General features: G+C 70.3%; 15 protein-coding genes. 8 read left to right on the top strand and 7 right to left on the bottom strand.

The window, feature by feature from the left end; translation table 11 throughout:
* Positions 1-93: 93 nt before the first annotated feature.
* The 5 genes from VSH64_RS03465 (at position 94) to VSH64_RS03445 (ending at position 5300) form a co-directional block, all read left to right on the top strand.
* Positions 94-882: a DeoR/GlpR family DNA-binding transcription regulator gene (locus VSH64_RS03465; RefSeq protein ID WP_326833983.1), complete on the top strand. Its 789-nt coding sequence runs from the start codon at positions 94-96 to the stop codon at positions 880-882.
* A 129-nt stretch (positions 883-1011) separates the two neighbouring features.
* Positions 1012-2190, top strand: a complete 1179-nt coding sequence (locus VSH64_RS03460; RefSeq protein WP_326833982.1) for a Gfo/Idh/MocA family protein — start codon at positions 1012-1014, stop codon at positions 2188-2190.
* A 38-nt stretch (positions 2191-2228) separates the two neighbouring features.
* Positions 2229-3530: an ABC transporter substrate-binding protein gene (locus VSH64_RS03455; RefSeq protein ID WP_326833981.1), complete on the top strand. Its 1302-nt coding sequence runs from the start codon at positions 2229-2231 to the stop codon at positions 3528-3530.
* Positions 3531-3535: 5 nt separating this feature from the next.
* Positions 3536-4477 carry a carbohydrate ABC transporter permease gene (locus VSH64_RS03450; protein ID WP_326833980.1) on the top strand — a complete coding sequence of 314 codons (942 nt, stop codon included), beginning with the start codon at positions 3536-3538 and terminating at the stop codon, positions 4475-4477.
* Positions 4470-5300 carry a carbohydrate ABC transporter permease gene (locus VSH64_RS03445; protein WP_326833979.1) on the top strand — a complete coding sequence of 277 codons (831 nt, stop codon included), beginning with the start codon at positions 4470-4472 and terminating at the stop codon, positions 5298-5300. Before VSH64_RS03450 ends, VSH64_RS03445 begins: the two co-directional genes overlap by 8 nt.
* A gap of 10 nt (positions 5301-5310) precedes the next feature.
* On the opposite strand, the gene VSH64_RS03440 is transcribed toward VSH64_RS03445, so the two are convergent.
* On the bottom strand, positions 5311-6177 hold the full coding sequence (locus VSH64_RS03440; RefSeq protein ID WP_326833978.1) for an ATP-grasp domain-containing protein: 867 nt from the start codon (positions 6175-6177) through the stop codon (positions 5311-5313).
* Positions 6174-6491: a hypothetical protein gene (locus tag VSH64_RS03435; protein ID WP_326833977.1), complete on the bottom strand. Its 318-nt coding sequence runs from the start codon at positions 6489-6491 to the stop codon at positions 6174-6176. Before VSH64_RS03435 ends, VSH64_RS03440 begins: the two co-directional genes overlap by 4 nt.
* Positions 6492-6590: 99 nt before the next feature.
* Between VSH64_RS03435 and VSH64_RS03430 the strand changes: the two genes are divergently transcribed.
* Positions 6591-7562, top strand: coding sequence for a quinone oxidoreductase family protein (locus VSH64_RS03430; RefSeq protein ID WP_326833976.1), 972 nt, complete (start codon positions 6591-6593; stop codon positions 7560-7562).
* Positions 7563-7631: 69 nt separating this feature from the next.
* Here VSH64_RS03430 and VSH64_RS03425 read toward each other — a convergent pair whose 3' ends face one another.
* From VSH64_RS03425 to VSH64_RS03405, 5 genes are all read right to left on the bottom strand, one after another.
* Complete coding sequence (locus tag VSH64_RS03425) at positions 7632-7919, bottom strand: cold-shock protein (protein WP_326833975.1); 288 nt, start codon at positions 7917-7919, stop codon at positions 7632-7634.
* 3 nt (positions 7920-7922) lie between these two features.
* Positions 7923-8507: an FKBP-type peptidyl-prolyl cis-trans isomerase gene (locus VSH64_RS03420; RefSeq protein ID WP_326833974.1), complete on the bottom strand. Its 585-nt coding sequence runs from the start codon at positions 8505-8507 to the stop codon at positions 7923-7925.
* Positions 8508-8517: 10 nt separating this feature from the next.
* Positions 8518-10788 (bottom strand): HelD family protein, encoded by a 2271-nt coding sequence (locus tag VSH64_RS03415; RefSeq protein ID WP_407655672.1) that lies wholly within the window; start codon positions 10786-10788, stop codon positions 8518-8520.
* Positions 10789-10891: 103 nt separating this feature from the next.
* Positions 10892-11377 (bottom strand): hypothetical protein, encoded by a 486-nt coding sequence (locus VSH64_RS03410; protein WP_326833972.1) that lies wholly within the window; start codon positions 11375-11377, stop codon positions 10892-10894.
* 41 nt (positions 11378-11418) lie between these two features.
* On the bottom strand, positions 11419-12429 hold the full coding sequence (locus tag VSH64_RS03405) for a heme o synthase (RefSeq protein WP_326833971.1): 1011 nt from the start codon (positions 12427-12429) through the stop codon (positions 11419-11421).
* A 522-nt stretch (positions 12430-12951) separates the two neighbouring features.
* Between VSH64_RS03405 and tkt the strand changes: the two genes are divergently transcribed.
* The gene (tkt, locus tag VSH64_RS03400; RefSeq protein WP_326833970.1) at positions 12952-15054 is read left to right on the top strand and encodes a transketolase; all 2103 of its coding nucleotides are present in this window, start codon (positions 12952-12954) and stop codon (positions 15052-15054) included.
* A 28-nt stretch (positions 15055-15082) separates the two neighbouring features.
* Positions 15083-16198, top strand: a complete 1116-nt coding sequence (tal, locus tag VSH64_RS03395) for a transaldolase (protein ID WP_326833969.1) — start codon at positions 15083-15085, stop codon at positions 16196-16198.

The following is a 16198-nucleotide window of genomic DNA, read 5'->3' as shown; positions in this document are numbered from 1 at the left end:
AGCGATATCCGTCATCTTCAATCATCCGGCTCAGTGGAGATGACCTCTAGGATGGGTCGGTCCTGCTCCTCGACCTGGAACGCGAGCCACCCGATGACGCCCCAGCAACGCCTGAACGCCCTGCTCGAGTTGGTGAGCGAACGCGGGAACGTGACGATCACCGAGATCGGCGAAACGCTCGGCATCTCCCCCGCCACCGCCCGCCGCGACCTCTCGATCCTCGCCGACCAGCGCCTGATCACCCGCACCCACGGCGGCGCGGCCGCGCTCGGCGCCGGCTACGAACTGCCGTTGCAGTACAAGATCGCGCGCCAGGCCGAGGCCAAGACCGCGATCGCCCGCACCGCCGCCGAGCTGGTGCGTCCCGGCGAGACGGTGGGCCTCAACGGCGGCACCACGACCACCGAGGTCGCCCGCGCGCTCGGCAAGAGCGAGCGCTTCATCCGCGCCGACGGCGAAACCGGCCTCACGATCGTGACCAACGCCCTGAACATCGGCTACGAGTTGTCGGTGCGCGCGCACGTGAAGATCGTGGTCACGGGCGGCGTGGCCCGCCGCCAGTCCTACGAGCTGGTCGGCTCACTCGTGTCCGACGCGCTCGCCGCCTTCGCCCTCGACACGGTGATCCTCGGCGTCGACGGGCTGAGCGCGCAGTACGGCGCCACCACGCTGCACGAGGGAGAAGCCGAGGTCAGCCGGCATTTCAGCCAGGTCGCGCGGCGCGTGATCGTGGTCGCCGACGCCACGAAGCTGATGAAGGCCACCTTCGCGCGCATCTGCCGGCTCACCGAGATCGACGTGCTGGTCACGGACGCCGAGGTGCCGGCCTCGTTCGCCGCCGAGCTGGCCGCCGCGTCGGTCGAGCTCGTGGTCGCGAACTGACCCCGGACCGACCACCGGAACGCGTAACGGTTCACGCACGCCTCTGAGCAGACTCGCCGCCGCGTGTTGTGCATTCATGATTGGTTTGCCATCATGCAGATCAATATCACGCAGAGGTGAGGTGACCAGGTGGCCAACAGCGAAGCTGTCCGCGTGGGTGTGGTGGGGGTCGGCCAGCGCGCCGTGATCGCCCGGCACATCGCCGAGTCGGGCCTGGCCGCGACCGTGGTGGCCGCGGCCGACCCGACCGAGGCCGGTCGCGCGCGGGCCCGTGAGCTGTTCGGCGAGGTCGAGCTCGTCGACCGCCACACGGATCTGATCGAGCGCAAGCTCGTGGACGCCGCGATCGTGACCTCACCCGACTGGACCCACGCCGAGATCGCCGTGGACCTGCTGCGCGCGGGCATCGCCGTGTACCTGGAGAAGCCGCTCGCGATCACCCTCGAAGACGCCGACGCCGTGCTCACCGCGGCGCAGGAGTCGGGCACGCCGCTCTACATCGGACACAACTTCCGGCACTCCGGCGTGGCCCGCGCGCTGAACGAGGTCGTGTCCCGCGGCGAGATCGGCGAGGTGAAAACCGTGTGGTGCCGCCATTTCGTGGGCAACGGCGGCGACTACTACTTCAAGGACTGGCACGCCGACCGCAGCAAGGTCAACTCGCTGCTGCTGCAGAAGGCCAGCCACGACCTCGACGTGATCCACATGCTCGCCGGCGGCTACACCCGCCGCGTGGTCGGCATGGGGCAGCTCGCGGTCTACGGCGGCATCACCGACCGCGGCGGCCACGAGAACCAGCTGATGCAGGACTGGTTCTCCTTCGACAACTGGCCCCCGGCGACGCAGACCGGCCTCAACGAGGTCGTGGACGTCGAAGACGTGTCCATGGTGCTCATGACCCTCGGCAACGGCGTGCTCGCCAGCTACGAGCAGTGCCACTTCACCCCGGACTACTGGCGCAACTACACGGTGATCGGCACCGAGGGCCGCGCCGAGAACTTCGGCGACACCGGCGGCGGCGTGGTGAAGGTGTGGAACCACCGCCGCGGCTGGTCGGCCGACGGCGACCGCGAGTACCCGATCTCCGGAGTCGAGGAAGGCCACGCCGACGCCGACCTGCTCACCATGACCGAGTTCCTGCGCTACGTGATCGACGACGTACCGCCCACGCTCTCCCCGATCGCCGCCCGCGAAGCCGTGGCCACCGGCGCGCTCGCCACGCAGTCGCTGCGCACCGGGTCGGTGCCGCTGGACGTGCCCGAGCTGCCCGCCGCCGTGCGCGACCACTTCCCGACCGGCACCCACTGACCTCCCCGAACCCTCCCCGCCCGCTGAAAGGAACCCCGATGGCCTCATTCCCCCGCCGAGCCCTGGCCCTGCTGGCCGGCACGGTGGCCGCCGCCGCCACCCTCACCGCTTGCTCGTCCGGCCCGAGCGCGTCCACTTCGGACAGCTCCTACAGCCCGCCGGACGCGAACATCTCCGCGAACCTCACCTACGCGGTGTGGGACCAGACCCAGGTGAAGGCGATCAACGCCAACCTCGCCGAGTTCGCGAAGAAGTACCCGAACATCAAGGTGAACGTGGACGTGACGCCGTACGCGAACTACTTCACCAAGCTGCAGACCGAAGCCTCCAGCGACAGCCTGCCCGACGTGTTCTGGATGAACGGGCCCAACATCCAGCTCTACGCGAGCAACGGCAAGATCGAACCCATCACCGGTGAGGTCAAGGCCGGCGCGATCGATCCGAAGAACTACCCGGCCTCGCTCGACCAGCTGTACACACTGGACGGTGTGCAGTACGGCGTGCCCAAGGACTTCGACACCATCGGCGTGTGGATCAACAAGGCCCTCTTCGCCCAGGCCGGGGTGCCGATCCCGAGCCAGGACTGGACTTGGGCCGACCTGCAGTCCACCGCCGCGCAGATCTCGCAGAAGCTCTCGAGCAAGGGCATCTACGGCATCTCGGCCGGCATGGACGGGCAGACCACCTACTACAACACGATCTTCCAGTCCGGCGGCTCGGTGATCTCGCCCGACGGCAAGAAGTCGGCCTACGACGACCCCAAGACCGCCAAGGGCATCCAGTTCTGGACCGACCTGGTGAAGTCCAAGGCGATGCCGACCATCAAGCAGCTCACCGACACCACCGGCGACCAGTGGTTCGTGTCCGGCAAGTCGGCGATGTACCAGGGCGGCAGCTGGGCCCGCAGCGAGGTCGCGGCGGCGCCGGTCGCCAAGGACGTCGCGGTGCTGCCCGTGCCGAAGGGCGACCAGCAGGCCACGGTGATCCACGGTCTGTCCAATGTGGTCGCCGCGAACAGCCCGAACAAGCAGGCCGCGCAGGCACTGCAGGTGTTCCTCGCGAGCAAGGAAGCACAGCAGCAGCAGGGTGACCTCGGCGCCGTGATCCCGGCCTACAACGGCACGCAGGACGCGTTCACGAAGTCCATGCCGGGCGTCGACCTGCAGCTGTTCCTCGACGAGGTCTCCTACGCCAAGCCGCTGCCGGTGTCGAAGAACACCGCCGCGTGGAACACCCTCGAGACCAACCTGCTGCCCGACGCCTTCGACGGCACCAAGCCCGTGGACGCCGTGCTGAAGGACCTCGCCTCGCAGATGAACGCGGACCTGGCCAAGGAATGAGTGCCGTGTCCGTCGACGTCTCCGAGTCCGCTCCGGCGCCCGCCGCCTCCGCCCCCCGGCGGCGGCGCGGCGTCCGGCGCGGAGACGGCCTGTGGCCCTGGGTCTTCGTGCTGCCGCTGGTGGCCGGGGTGGCGGTGTTCTACCTCTGGCCGATTGTGCAGACGGCGTTCTACTCGTTCACCAGCTGGGGCGTGTTCGGCGGCTTCAAGTGGACCGGGCTGGACAACTACAGCCGGCTGCTCACCGATCCGCAGCTCTACCGTTCGCTGCTCAACACCGCGATCTACACGGCGGTGGTGCTGCTCGGGGTGCCGCTCGCCGCGTGGCTCGCAAGCCTGCTCAACACCCCCGGCCTGCGGTTCGCGCAGTTCTACCGCGTGCTGTTCTTCCTGCCCTACGTGGCGATGCCCGCGGCCGTGGCGCTGGTCTGGCGCATGATCTTCAACGGCGACTACGGCATCCTCAACTGGGCGCTCTCGCGCATCGGGATCACCGGCCCGTCGTGGGTCAACACGCCGGGCTTCGCGCTCGCCGCGGTGGCCGTGGTGGGCCTGTGGTCCTCGCTGGGCTTCTCGATGATCGTGCTCGGCGCGGGCCTGAAGAACATCCCGCCGGAGCTGTACGAGGCCGCCGAGCTCGACGGCGCGAGCCGCTTCCGCCAGTTCCGCTCGATCACGCTGCCGCAGCTGGCCCCGAGCCTGTTCTTCGTGGTCGTGGTGACCACCATCGCGAGCTTCCAGCTCTTCGACCTGCTGTACGCGTTGCTGGGCAACCACAACGCGGTGCTGCCGAAGACGATGTCGCTCGTCTACTACTTCTACAACGCGGGATTCGTCGAGAACGACAAGGGGTTCGCCGCGGCCATCGCGATGGTCATCTTCGTGCTCATCGGTCTCGTCACGCTCGTGCAGTTCCGCTTGCAACGGAGGTGGGCCGGCAATGCCTAGAGCAGCCCGGCGTCGGCAGTCCCACGCCCTGATCCACCTCGTGCTCGGGGTCGGCGGCCTGATCATGGCCTTCCCGTTCCTGTGGCAGATCGTGATGTCCTTGTCCACCAACGCCGAGGTGCAGAGCGTCACGCCGACGTTCTGGCCCGCGCACCTGCAGTGGTCCAACTACGCCGCGGTGTTCCAGCGGCTGCCGTTCCTCTCGCAGCTGTGGACCTCGGTGCTCATCACGGTGATCCGCACGCTCGCGCAGATCGTGCTGTGCACGCTGGCCGGCTACGCGTTCGCGCGCATGCGTTTCCGCGGGCGGGCGGTGCTGCTGGGGCTCGTGCTGTCGATCCTGCTGGTGCCCTCGCAGGCGTACCTGATCTCGCAGTACCAGATCGTGCAGAACCTGGGCTGGCTCAACACCCTCGCCGGCATCGTCGCGCCCGGGCTCTTCAGTGCGTACGGCACGTTCCTGATGCGCACGGCCTTCCTCAACCTGCCTTCGGAGCTGGAAGAAGCGGCGCGCATCGACGGCAGCGGGCCGCTGCGCACGTTCTGGAGCGTGCTGCTGCCGGTGGTGCGCCCGAGCATCAGCGTGCTCGCGATCTCGGCCGTGCTGTGGTCGTGGAACGAGCTGCTGTGGCCGCTCGTGGTGTCGACGCGCGCCACGCAGATGCCGCTCTCGGCCGCACTGGCCACGCTGGCCGGCGACGTGACGGTGAACTACCCGGTGCTGATGGCGGCCAGCCTGCTGGCCATGGCGCCGATCCTGATCCTGTTCATCCTGCTGCAACGCCGGGTGATCGACGGCCTGGCTTCCTCGGGGCTCAAGTAGCCCCGGGGAGCTAGGCCAGCTGCTGCCGCACCGCCGACGCGAACCTCAACGGGGCTCCCGCGTCGGCGTTGCGGAAGCCGAGCGACGGTTCGGCCAGCTCGATCTCCAGCACCAGCGGGTGCCCGTCCTCGCCGCGCACGATGTCCACGCGCGCGTACAGCAGTTCGGCCCTCAGGATGCCCATGAGCGAGCACGCGGCGTCCAGCGCGTCCTCCGCGACCGCGCGCACGCCCGACGCCGGAACGGCCGGGGCGAGCTTCTCCGCGAGGAACAGGCCCGACGGATCCTTGTCGGCCCCGAGCATCGCCGACTTCGTGAAGGCGTGGGAATACACGCCGCCGAAGTACACCAGCGCGATCTCGCCCTGGGTGTCCACACTGGACTGGTACGGCTGGATCACGGCGGTGCGCCCGTCGGCGTGCAGCGCGCGCAGGTGCTCGGCCGCACCGGCGGCGTCGGCACCGAAGCGGGCCGCGCCGACCGAACCCGCGCCGACCGAAGGCTTCACCACGAACGGCGTCTTCGGCCACTTCGCCTGCTCACCCGGCTCCACGAGCGTGGTCGGCACGGTGGGCACGCCCGCGTCGAGCAGCTCGACGAGGTAGGACTTGTCGGTGTTCCAGCGCACCACGGCGGCCGGGTTGGCCAGCGTCGGCACGGTCTCGCACCAGTCGAGGAACTCCGCGCGCCGGTCCGGGTAGTCCCAGGTCGCGCGCAGCACGACCAGGTCGGCGGTGGAGAAGTCGGCGGCCGGGTCGTCCCACACGGCCCAGCGGACCGCGAAACCCAGGTCGTCGAGCGCCGCGAAGGCGGCGACGTCGTCCCCGTCGCCCTCCGGCATCTCCGCGCAGCCGACGAAAACCGCTTCGCGCTTCACCGGCCGGCCCGCGGACCGGCCATCTTGCGGCGGTGGGCCGCGCCGATCTTGGTCGCCTTCACGGTGGCACTGTCCCATTCGGCCGGTTCGAGGTCCTCGACCGCCTCGACCAGCGCCGTGCCCGTTTCGAGCGAGGGCACGATCACGTCGCCGAGCGCGCCGTCGGCGCCCACGAGCACCACTCGCGCGCCCACGCGGCCGATGTTCTCGACCACCGCGCGCGAGGGCTTTCCGTGCCGCGTCACGAAGTCGCGGGCGGCGGCCAGCTGCCGGCCGGTCGGTGCGGGGGGCGTCTGCTCGGTCTCCTCAGCCACGCGGGCGAGCTTAACCGGTCTCACCCGGTGGCGCGGAACAACCGTGGTGTCGGCCATAGTTGCCATCGGTGAGTGCCGAACCCGACGCGAGGAGGAACCATGCCGTCCGCTGTGCAGGTCAGGACGACCGGTGGACCGGAAGTACTGGAGGTCACCGAGGTCGAGGTGGGTTCGCCGGGAGCCGGTGAGCTGCTGGTGGACGTGGCCGCGGCCGGCGTCAACTACATCGACACCTACCAGCGGGAGGGCATCTACCCCCTCGACCTGCCGTTCGTGCTCGGGCTCGAGGGCTCGGGCACCGTGGCGGAGGTCGGCGAGGGCGTGACCGCGTTCGCGCCGGGTGACCGCGTGGCCTGGCAGGGCTCGCTGGGCAGCTACGCGGCGCGCAAGGTCCTGCCCGCGGCCGGTGCCGTCAAGGTGCCCGCCGGCGTGCCCGACGAGACCGCCGCCGCGCTGATGCTGCAGGGCGTGACCGCCCACTACCTCGTCCGCTCCACGTACGAGGTGAAGCCGGGCGACGACGTGCTGGTGCACGCGGCGGCCGGTGGCGTCGGCCTGCTGCTGGTGCAGTTGGCGAAGGCGCGCGGCGCCCGCGTGATCGGCACGGTGTCCACCGACGAGAAGGCCGAGCTGGCCCGCGGTGCCGGCGCCGACCACGTGATCCGCTACGACCGGGAGGACTTCGCCAAGGTCACCCGCGAGATCACCGGCGGCGAGGGCGTGAACGTGGTCTACGACGGCGTCGGCAAGGACACCGTGGACGGCAGCCTGGCCAGCCTGAAGATCCGCGGGATGCTCGCGCTGTTCGGCGCGGCCAGCGGCCCGGTGCCGCCGATCGACCCGCAGCGGCTCAACTCGGGCGGCTCGCTGTTCCTGACCCGTCCCACGTCCGGCCACTACGTGCGCACGCGCGAAGAGCTCGACTGGCGCGCGGACGAGCTGTTCGCCGCCGTGGCCGACGGCTCGCTCGACGTCCGCATCGGCGGCCGCTACCCGCTGGCCGACGCCCGCAAGGCCCACGAGGACCTGCAGGGCCGGCGCACGACCGGGAAGCTGATCCTGATCCCGTGACGCCGGCCCGGTGACCCTGGTCCCGTGACACGCGACCGCCGGGCCGGGGTTCTTGCCCGGCCCGGCGGTTCAGTGTTTTCCGCGCTGCTTCTTCGGTGCTTTCTCCTTCGCCCACACCGCGCGCCAGTGGTAGCCGTCCTGTTCGGCGCGCTCCACCGTGAACTCGACCTCGGCCGCCGGGGTCAGGCGCCGGAAGCCGCCTCGGCCGTTGCCCGCGCTCTCGGCGTCGACGGTCGAGTAGTGCGCCCAGACCTGCTCGGGCAGCGTCCGGCAGTCGAGTACGCCCCAGCCCTGCTCGTCGTCCCATTCGACGACCCAGCCGGTGTGGACGCTGTCGGTGTGGATGCTGCCGGGCACGGGTCAGCTCTTGTCGGCCGGGACCGTGACGGCGTCGGTCACGAACACGAGCGTCTCGTTGGGCGCGATGCCGTTGCCGCCCTGGCCGTAGCCGAGGTCGGGCGGGATGATCAGCAGGCGGCGCCCGCCCTGCTTGATGCCCACGAGGCCCTGGTCCCAGCCGGGGATGACCTCGCCCGCGCCGAGCTGCAGGTCGAAGGTCTGGCCGCGGTCGAAGGAGCTGTCGAGCTTCTTCTTGTCCGACCAGGTGACCAGGGAGTAGTTCATCGACACCTGCTGGCCGGCCTTCGCGCCGTTGCCGGTGCCCTCGACCAGGTCCTTGGTGATCAGCTTCTTCGGCGGATCGCAGTCGTCCGGGATGGTGATCGTCGGCGGCTGGCCGAAGGTCCCGGTGGTCTTGATGTCGTCCGCGGTGCACTCGCGGCCCTTCGGCTGGGCCGCCTGCGCGGCCGAGCTCGACGGCGCGGCCGGAGCCGACGGGGTGGCCGACGGTTGGGCCGCGGTGTCGTCGCCGCCACACGCGGTCAGGCTGAACGCCACGGCCAAGGCCGCGGCGCCCACGGAGGCGATCTTGCCGATTCTCTGCATGCGGGCGATGCTAGCCAAGCTCGGCCAACGCCGGTACGTCCTCACCGGTCCGGACCACGCCGAGGCGCTGGGTCGCGCGCGTGAGGGCCACGTACAGATCGTTGAGGCCACGTGGGGACGCGGCGACGATCTCGTCCGGCGCGACCAGCAGCACGGCGTCGAACTCCAGGCCCTTGGCGCGCTCGACCGTGAGCACGCTCACCCGTTCGCCGGGGCTCACCGCGGCTTCCACGGCGGCCAGACGCGCGGCGGGTGTGAGCACGGCCACGGTGCCACCGTCCACAGCGGACAGTTCCTGCGCGACGAGGCCCGGCAGGTCGGCTTCGAGGTCGGTGGACCTCACCGACCACGGCGGCACGCCCGTCTCCCGCACCGAGGCCGGGGCGGCGAGATCCACGTCCAGCTCGGCCAGCACGCGCGCGGCCACGGCCATGATCTCGGCCGGCGTGCGGTAGTTCACGGTGAGCTGCTCGAGCCGCCAGCGGTCGTCGACGTAGGGCGAGAGCACCTCGTCCCAGGTGCGGGCGCCTCCGGCCGTGCCGGTCTGCGCGACGTCGCCGACCAGCGTCATCGAGCGGTTCGGCGAGCGGCGCATGAGCAGCCGCCAGTCCATGGCGGACAGTTCCTGGGCCTCGTCCACGATCACGTGCCCGAACGTCCACGTGCGGTCCTGCGCGGCGCGCTGGGCCGCGGTGAGCTCACTGCGTTCCTGCTGGCGCTCGGCGAACAGCTCGGCGTCGAGCACGTCGGACACGCGCAGGACCTCCTCGTCCTGGATCTCCTCGTCCTGCTCCAGCACGTGCAGCACGCCCTCGGCATACGCGCGTTCCACGCGCTCGCGGCGGCGGCGCTCGGCACGTTCCTCGCTGTCGTCCTCGCCGAGCAGCTCGGCCAGCTCGTCGAGCAGCGGCACGTCGGCGGGCGTCCACTTGGCGTCGTGGCCGCTTTCCAGGAGCGCTCGATCGGCCTCGGACAGCAGCTTGCCGGCGGCCCGATCAAGGTGTTCGCGCTCGGCGAACAGGTCGTCGAGCAGGCCTTCCGGCGTCAGTTTGGGCCACAGCTCGGTCATCGCGGCGGCCACGGCCTTGCTGGCGGCGAGCTCGGCGCGGATGTCCTGCACGTCCTGCGCGTCGAGCAGGTCCTCCCCCAGCTTGCGGGCGGCCTGGCGGGTGAGCGCGTCGAGCACGTCGGACACGAACAGCCGCCGCGCGAGGTTGTGCGGCCGGCGCGAGCGGCGGGCCCGCGTGCGCGCTTCGACGCAGGTCTTGCGGTCGAGCTTGAGGATCTCGCGCTCGTGCTCGATCTCCAGCACGGGCTCGGGCACGCGCTGGCGATCGCGCACGGCGGCGGCGAGCACGTCCTTCATCACCAGGCGCCCCTTGACCTCCGCGGCCTCGGGTCGCTCGACGCCCTCCGCGTCGAGGCCCGGGTACAGCTGCCCGATCGTGGCGAGCAGCACACCGGTCTCGCCCAGCGACGGCAGGACCTGGCCGATGTAGCGCAGGAACGTGCTGTTGGGCCCCACCACGAGCACGCCGCGCGTGGTGAGCTGCTGGCGGTGCGTGTAGAGCAGGTACGCGGCGCGGTGCAACGCCACGGCCGTCTTGCCGGTGCCCGGCGCGCCCTGCACCACCATCACCCCGCCGAGCGGCGCGCGGATGATGCGGTCCTGCTCGGCCTGGATCGTGGCCACGATGTCGGCCATTTCGCCCGTGCGGCGGCGTTCCAGGGCGGCCAGCAGCGCGGCCTCGCCCGCGAGCCCGAGGTCCTGCCCCTGGTCGGCCGCGCGCAGGTCCAGGATCTCGTCGTCGAACCCGGTCACCTTGCGGCTGAGCGACCGCAGGTGCCGCCGCCTCCGCACCCCGTCGGGCGACGCGGCCGTGGCGAGGTAGAACGGCCGCGCGACCGGCGCCCGCCAGTCCACCAGCAGCGGCCGGTAGTCGTCGTCCTCCTCGAACAACCCGAGGCGGCCGATGTAGGTCGTCTCCTCGACGCTGTCCGGTACGAAGTCGAGGCGGCCGAAGCACAGCCCCTGCTCCACCGACCCCAGCTGCGCGAGCCGGTCGGAGTACAACGTGGTGGCGACGTCGCGCTCGGTGCGCGCCTGCGGGGTGCCGCCGGTCTGCCGCAGCGTGGTGTCGAGCCGCCGCTGCGCCTCGACGCGCTCGGTGTCGAGCTTCGCGTACAACGTCGACACGTAAGCCTGCTCACGCGCCAACTCGGCGGCGTGCTCGGGCGTACCGTCCTCGAGGGCGCGGTCTGCTTCCCGGTCCGGGGACACGGACAAGAGGGATCCTGCTTTCGCATCGGGGAATGGCGGCGGAGAGCCGGAAGAGCACAACGGCCATCCAGTTTACGCCATTCCCGAGCGCCGCCGGGACCGCTCAAGCGCCGTGGAGCGTGCGGAACAGCTCACTTTCACGCGACTCCGGCGTGACGAACATCGGCGAGCTCAGGCTGTAGACATCACCGGGATTGCCGTAATCGGCGCCCACCACGACCAGCACGCTCGTGAACGACTTCGGCTGCCAGTACTCGCGGATGTCGGCGTCGGTGCCCGCCCGCTCGACCAGCTCGACGCCCCGCCGCTCCAGCTCCGCCGCGACGTCGTCGAACGCCACCGGCCCCGAAAACGGGCCGTACCGCTCGACGAGCGCGGGCTCCGGCGTGACACCGTGGGTGAGCCGGTGTGCCTGCACGGAGAGGTGGTGGCCCGACCACGGCCGGTCCCTCGAGGCGCGCTCCCAGGAGAACTCGACGAGGCCGAAGCCGTACCAGAGCACGTGCCGGTGGCGGTTCTCTCCCGAGACGTCGTCGCCGAAGAACGAGACGACCCGCTCCGGGGACCAGGTGACGTCGGCACCCAGCACGGTGCCGGTTTCGACGACGTCGGCCAGGAAGCCGGCCGGACTCAGAACGGCAGCCCGAGCGTCGGCAACCCGATCGCCGAGTCCACCGCCAGCGCCACGAACACGATCATCAGGTACGTGTTCGAGCGGTGGAACAGCGACATCGGCTTCGTCTCCTCGCCGCGGCGGACCGCGGCCTGGAGGCGGTGGGCGTAGAAGAGGAACCAGGCGCCTGCGAGCACCGCGAAGGTGGCGTAGAGCCAGCTGGTGACCGGGAGCAGCAGGAGGGTCCAGGCGACCATCACCCACGAGTAGATGACGATCTGCTTGGCCACGTGCTGCGGTGTCGCCACGACGGGGAGCATCGGGACGCCGGCGCGTTCGTAGTCGTCGCGGTACTTCATGCCCAGGGCCCAGGTGTGCGGGGGCGTCCAGAAGAAGATGACGCCGAACATCACGAACGCGGGCCACTGCACGGTGCCGGACACGGCGGCCCAGCCGATGACCACCGGCATGCAGCCGGCGGCCCCGCCCCACACCACGTTCTGCGACGTGCGCCGCTTGAGGCCGAGGGTGTAGACGAAGATGTAGAAGAGAATGGTCGCGATCGCGAGGATCGCCGACAGCAGGTTCACCGTGAAGTACAGGACGGCGAACGAAGCGACGCCGAGCACGAGGCCGAAGATCAGCGCGTTGCGCCGCGGCACCGAGTCCTTCACCAGCGGGCGCTTCTTGGTGCGGTTCATCACCTTGTCGATGTCCGCGTCGATCACGCAGTTGAGCGCGTTGGCACTGCCGGCGGCCATCGTGCCGCCCACGAGCGTGGCGAGCACGAGCCACGGGTTCGGGATCTCGCGGCCCGCCAGGAACATCGCGGGAATCGTGGTGACGAGGAGGAGCTCGATCACCCTCGGCTTCGCGAGCGCGGCGTAGGCGCCGACGACCTGGCGGACACTTCGCCGGTCGTTGCTTCGCCGGGCACTCGATCGCCGGGGACCACTCGGTCGTTCACCGGTCGGGTGTTCGGCGCTGGTGTTCTCACTGCGTCCGTGCGCAGCGTTCACCAACGACATTTCACTCCCAAGGTCAGTTCGGGGCCGGGCGGCGGTCCGGAAGACCGTGATGGAACTGGTGAAGCTCCCGGACCAGGCCCGGGCTCGATGTTAGACGTGGCGAATCCGCCTGCGTGATCGAGGGTCCTCGACACGCTGCGGTTGTCTTCTGCGTCACGCCACCGGGTTCACCCGCCGGGCGGACGGCCGCGCACGGTGTGTCCGGAAGGACCGGTCGTGGTGTCCACCGGTACCGGTCACACCCCTCGATCGTCCCTTTTGCACGGTCCGTGACCAGCGGCGGACCGCGCGCGACCCGCTCGGGCGGGATCACCCGGCCGGAAGGGACGGGCCCGGCTGTCGCGGCTGCCCCCGGCACACCCCAAGCACTAGGCTGTCGCGGACGGGCCGAGTGGTGCCCCGGCGCAACGCTCCCAGCAGGAATATCGTCCCTTCGGGATCGATTGAGATTACTGGCAGTGCGCACCGGCTACACCGCTAGGGAAAGCAAGCGACAACCTCAGGACGGGGAGTTCGAGTTCAGTGTCCGAAACCGCCTCTACCAGCGAGAACAACCCTTTGCTCCGGCGTGACGTGCCCGCCGACTGGACCGGCACCGACACCCGCGCCGTCGACACCGTCCGGGTCCTCGCCGCGGACGCCGTCGAGAAGGTCGGCAGCGGTCACCCGGGCACCGCGATGAGCCTCGCCCCGCTGGCGTACACGCTCTTCCAGCGCACGATGCGCCACGACCCGGCCGACCCGCACTGGCGCGGCCGCGACCGCTTCGTGCTCTCGGCGGGCCACTCGAGCCTCACCCTCTACATCCAGCTGTACCTCGCCGGCTACGGCCTCGAGCTCGACGACCTCAAGCAGCTGCGCACGTGGGGCTCGCTGACCCCGGGCCACCCGGAGTACGGCCACACCAAGGGTGTCGAGACCACCACCGGTCCGCTGGGCCAGGGCCTGGCCAACGCGGTGGGCATGGCGATGGCCGCCCGGCGCGAGCGCGGTCTGCTCGACCCCGACGCCGCTCCCGGCGAGAGCATCTACGACCACCGCATCTACGCGATCGCCTCCGACGGCGACATCGAAGAGGGCGTCACCTCCGAGGCCTCCTCGATCGCGGGCCGCCAGGAGCTCGGCAACCTCATCCTCTTCTGGGACGACAACAAGATCTCGATCGAGGACGACACCAACATCGCGCTGTCCGAGGACACCGTCGCGCGCTACGCGGCCTACGGCTGGCACACGCAGGTCGTCGAGGGCGGCGAGAACGTGACCGCGCTCGAGGCCGCCATCAAGGCCGCGCAGGCCGAGACCTCGCGTCCGTCCTTCATCGCGGTGCGCACGATCATCGGCTACCCGGCGCCCACGAAGATGAACACCGGCAAGGCCCACGGCGCCGCGCTCGGCGCCGACGAGATCAAGGCCGTCAAGGAGATCCTCGACTTCGACGTCGAGCGCACCTTCCAGGTCGACGACGAGGTCATCGACCACACCCGCAAGGCGCTCGAGCGCGGCAAGCAGGCGCACGCCGAATGGCAGGAGCGCTACGACGCGTGGGCCGCGGCGAACCCGGAGCGCAAGGCGCTGGCCGACCGGCTGGCCACCCGCACGCTGCCCGAGGGCTTCGCCGACAACCTGCCGCACTGGGACCCGGACCCCAAGGGCATCGCGACCCGCAAGGCCTCCGGTGAGGTCCTCAACGCGCTGCGCGACCCGCTGCCGGAGCTGTGGGGCGGTTCGGCCGACCTGGCCGAGAGCAACAACACCACGATGAAGGGCGCCGACTCGTTCGGCCCGGCGTCGGCCACCACGTCGGCCTGGAACGCCAACCCGTACGGCCGCACGCTGCACTTCGGTATCCGCGAGCACGCGATGGGCTCGATCCTCAACGGCATCGCGCTGCACGGCGGCACCCGGCCCTACGGCGCCACGTTCCTCATCTTCTCCGACTACATGCGCCCGCCGGTCCGGCTCGCGGCGCTGATGGGCCTGCCCACGCTGTACGTGTGGACGCACGACTCCATCGGCCTCGGCGAGGACGGCCCCACGCACCAGCCGATCGAGCAGCTCTCCGCGCTGCGCGCGATCCCGGGCCTCAACGTCGTCCGCCCGGCGGACGCCAACGAGACCGCCTACGCGTGGAAGGCCGTGCTGGAGGACGTGCACCACCCGAGCGGGGTCGCGCTCACCCGCCAGAACGTGCCGGTGCTCGAAGGCACCAGCGCCGAAGGCGTGAAGCACGGCGGGTACGTGCTCGAGGACGCCTCCAACGGCGCCCCCGAGGTCGTGCTGATGGGCACCGGGTCCGAGGTGCAGCTGGCCGTCGCGGCCCGCAAGGTCCTCGAGGCCGACGGCGTGCCGACGCGCGTCGTGTCGATGCCGTGTGTCGAGTGGTTCGACGCGCAGGACCAGTCCTACCGCGACTCCGTGCTGCCGCCGGCCGTGAAGGCGCGCGTGTCCGTGGAAGCCGGCATCGCCCAGTCGTGGCACCGCTTCACCGGTGACGCGGGGGTGAACGTTTCGATCGAGCACTTCGGCGCTTCGGCCGACGCGGCCACACTGTTCCGTGAGTTCGGGTTCACCGCGGAGAACGTCGTCGAGGCCGCCCGCCGCTCGATCGCCAACACCAAGAACTGAACTTCTTCCGGAAAGGAACGAAACAGTCATGAGCACCACTGATCGGCTCGCGCGGCTTTCGGAGGCCGGCGTCTCCATCTGGCTCGACGACCTCTCCCGCGAGCGCCTCAGCACCGGCAACCTCGCCGCGCTGATCCGCGACAAGCACGTGGTCGGCGTCACCACGAACCCGACGATCTTCGCCAACGCGCTGTCCCACGGCGAGGCGTACGACGCCCAGGTCAAGGAACTGGCCGACCGCGGCGCGGACCTCGACGGCGTCGTCCGCGAGCTCACCACCACCGACGTGCGCAACGCCGCGGACCTGTTCCGCGAGACCTACAACGCCACGAACGGCGTCGACGGCCGCGTGTCGATCGAGGTCGACCCGCGCCTGGCGCGCGACACCGACCGGACGATCGCCGAGGCCAAGGACCTGTGGAAGGCCGTGGACCGGCCGAACCTGATGGTCAAGATCCCGGCCACGGACGAGGGCCTGCCGGCCATCACCGCCGGCCTGGCCGAGGGCATCAGCATCAACGTCACGCTGATCTTCTCCGTCGAGCGCTACGCGCAGGTCATCGAGGCGTTCTTCGCCGGCCTGGAGCAGGCGAAGGCCAACGGCCACGACCTCAAGGGCATCCACTCGGTCGCGTCGTTCTTCGTGTCCCGCGTGGACACCGAGGTCGACAAGCGCCTGAACAAGCTCGGCACGGACGAGGCCAAGGCGCTGCTCGGTGAGGCGGCCATCGCCAACACCCACCTCGCCTACGCCAAGTTCGAAGAGCTCTTCGCGAGCGACCGCTGGAAGGCGCTGGCCGCCGCCGGCGCCAACGCGCAGCGTCCGCTGTGGGCCTCGACCGGTGTCAAGGACCCGGCCTACTCCGACACCCGCTACGTCGACCAGCTCGTGGTCCGCGACGTCGTGAACACGATGCCGGAGAAGACCATGGACGCGGTCGCCGACCACGCCGAGCTCACCGGCGACACGGTGACCGGGCGCGGCGAAGCGGCGCAGGCGGTGTTCGACAAGCTGAGCGCGGCGGGCATCGACGTGCCGGACGTGTTCGTGACCCTCGAGACCGAGGGTGTGGAGAAGTTCGAGAAGTCCTGGCAGGAGCTGCTCGAGACGGTGACCGGCCAGCTGAACAAGGCGAAGGGCTGA

Source organism: Amycolatopsis rhabdoformis (genome assembly GCF_035918295.1).
GTDB lineage: Bacteria > Actinomycetota > Actinomycetes > Mycobacteriales > Pseudonocardiaceae > Amycolatopsis > Amycolatopsis rhabdoformis.
The sequence above is the reverse complement of the archived record's forward strand: the minus strand, read 5'-3'. Positions and strand labels throughout refer to the sequence as shown.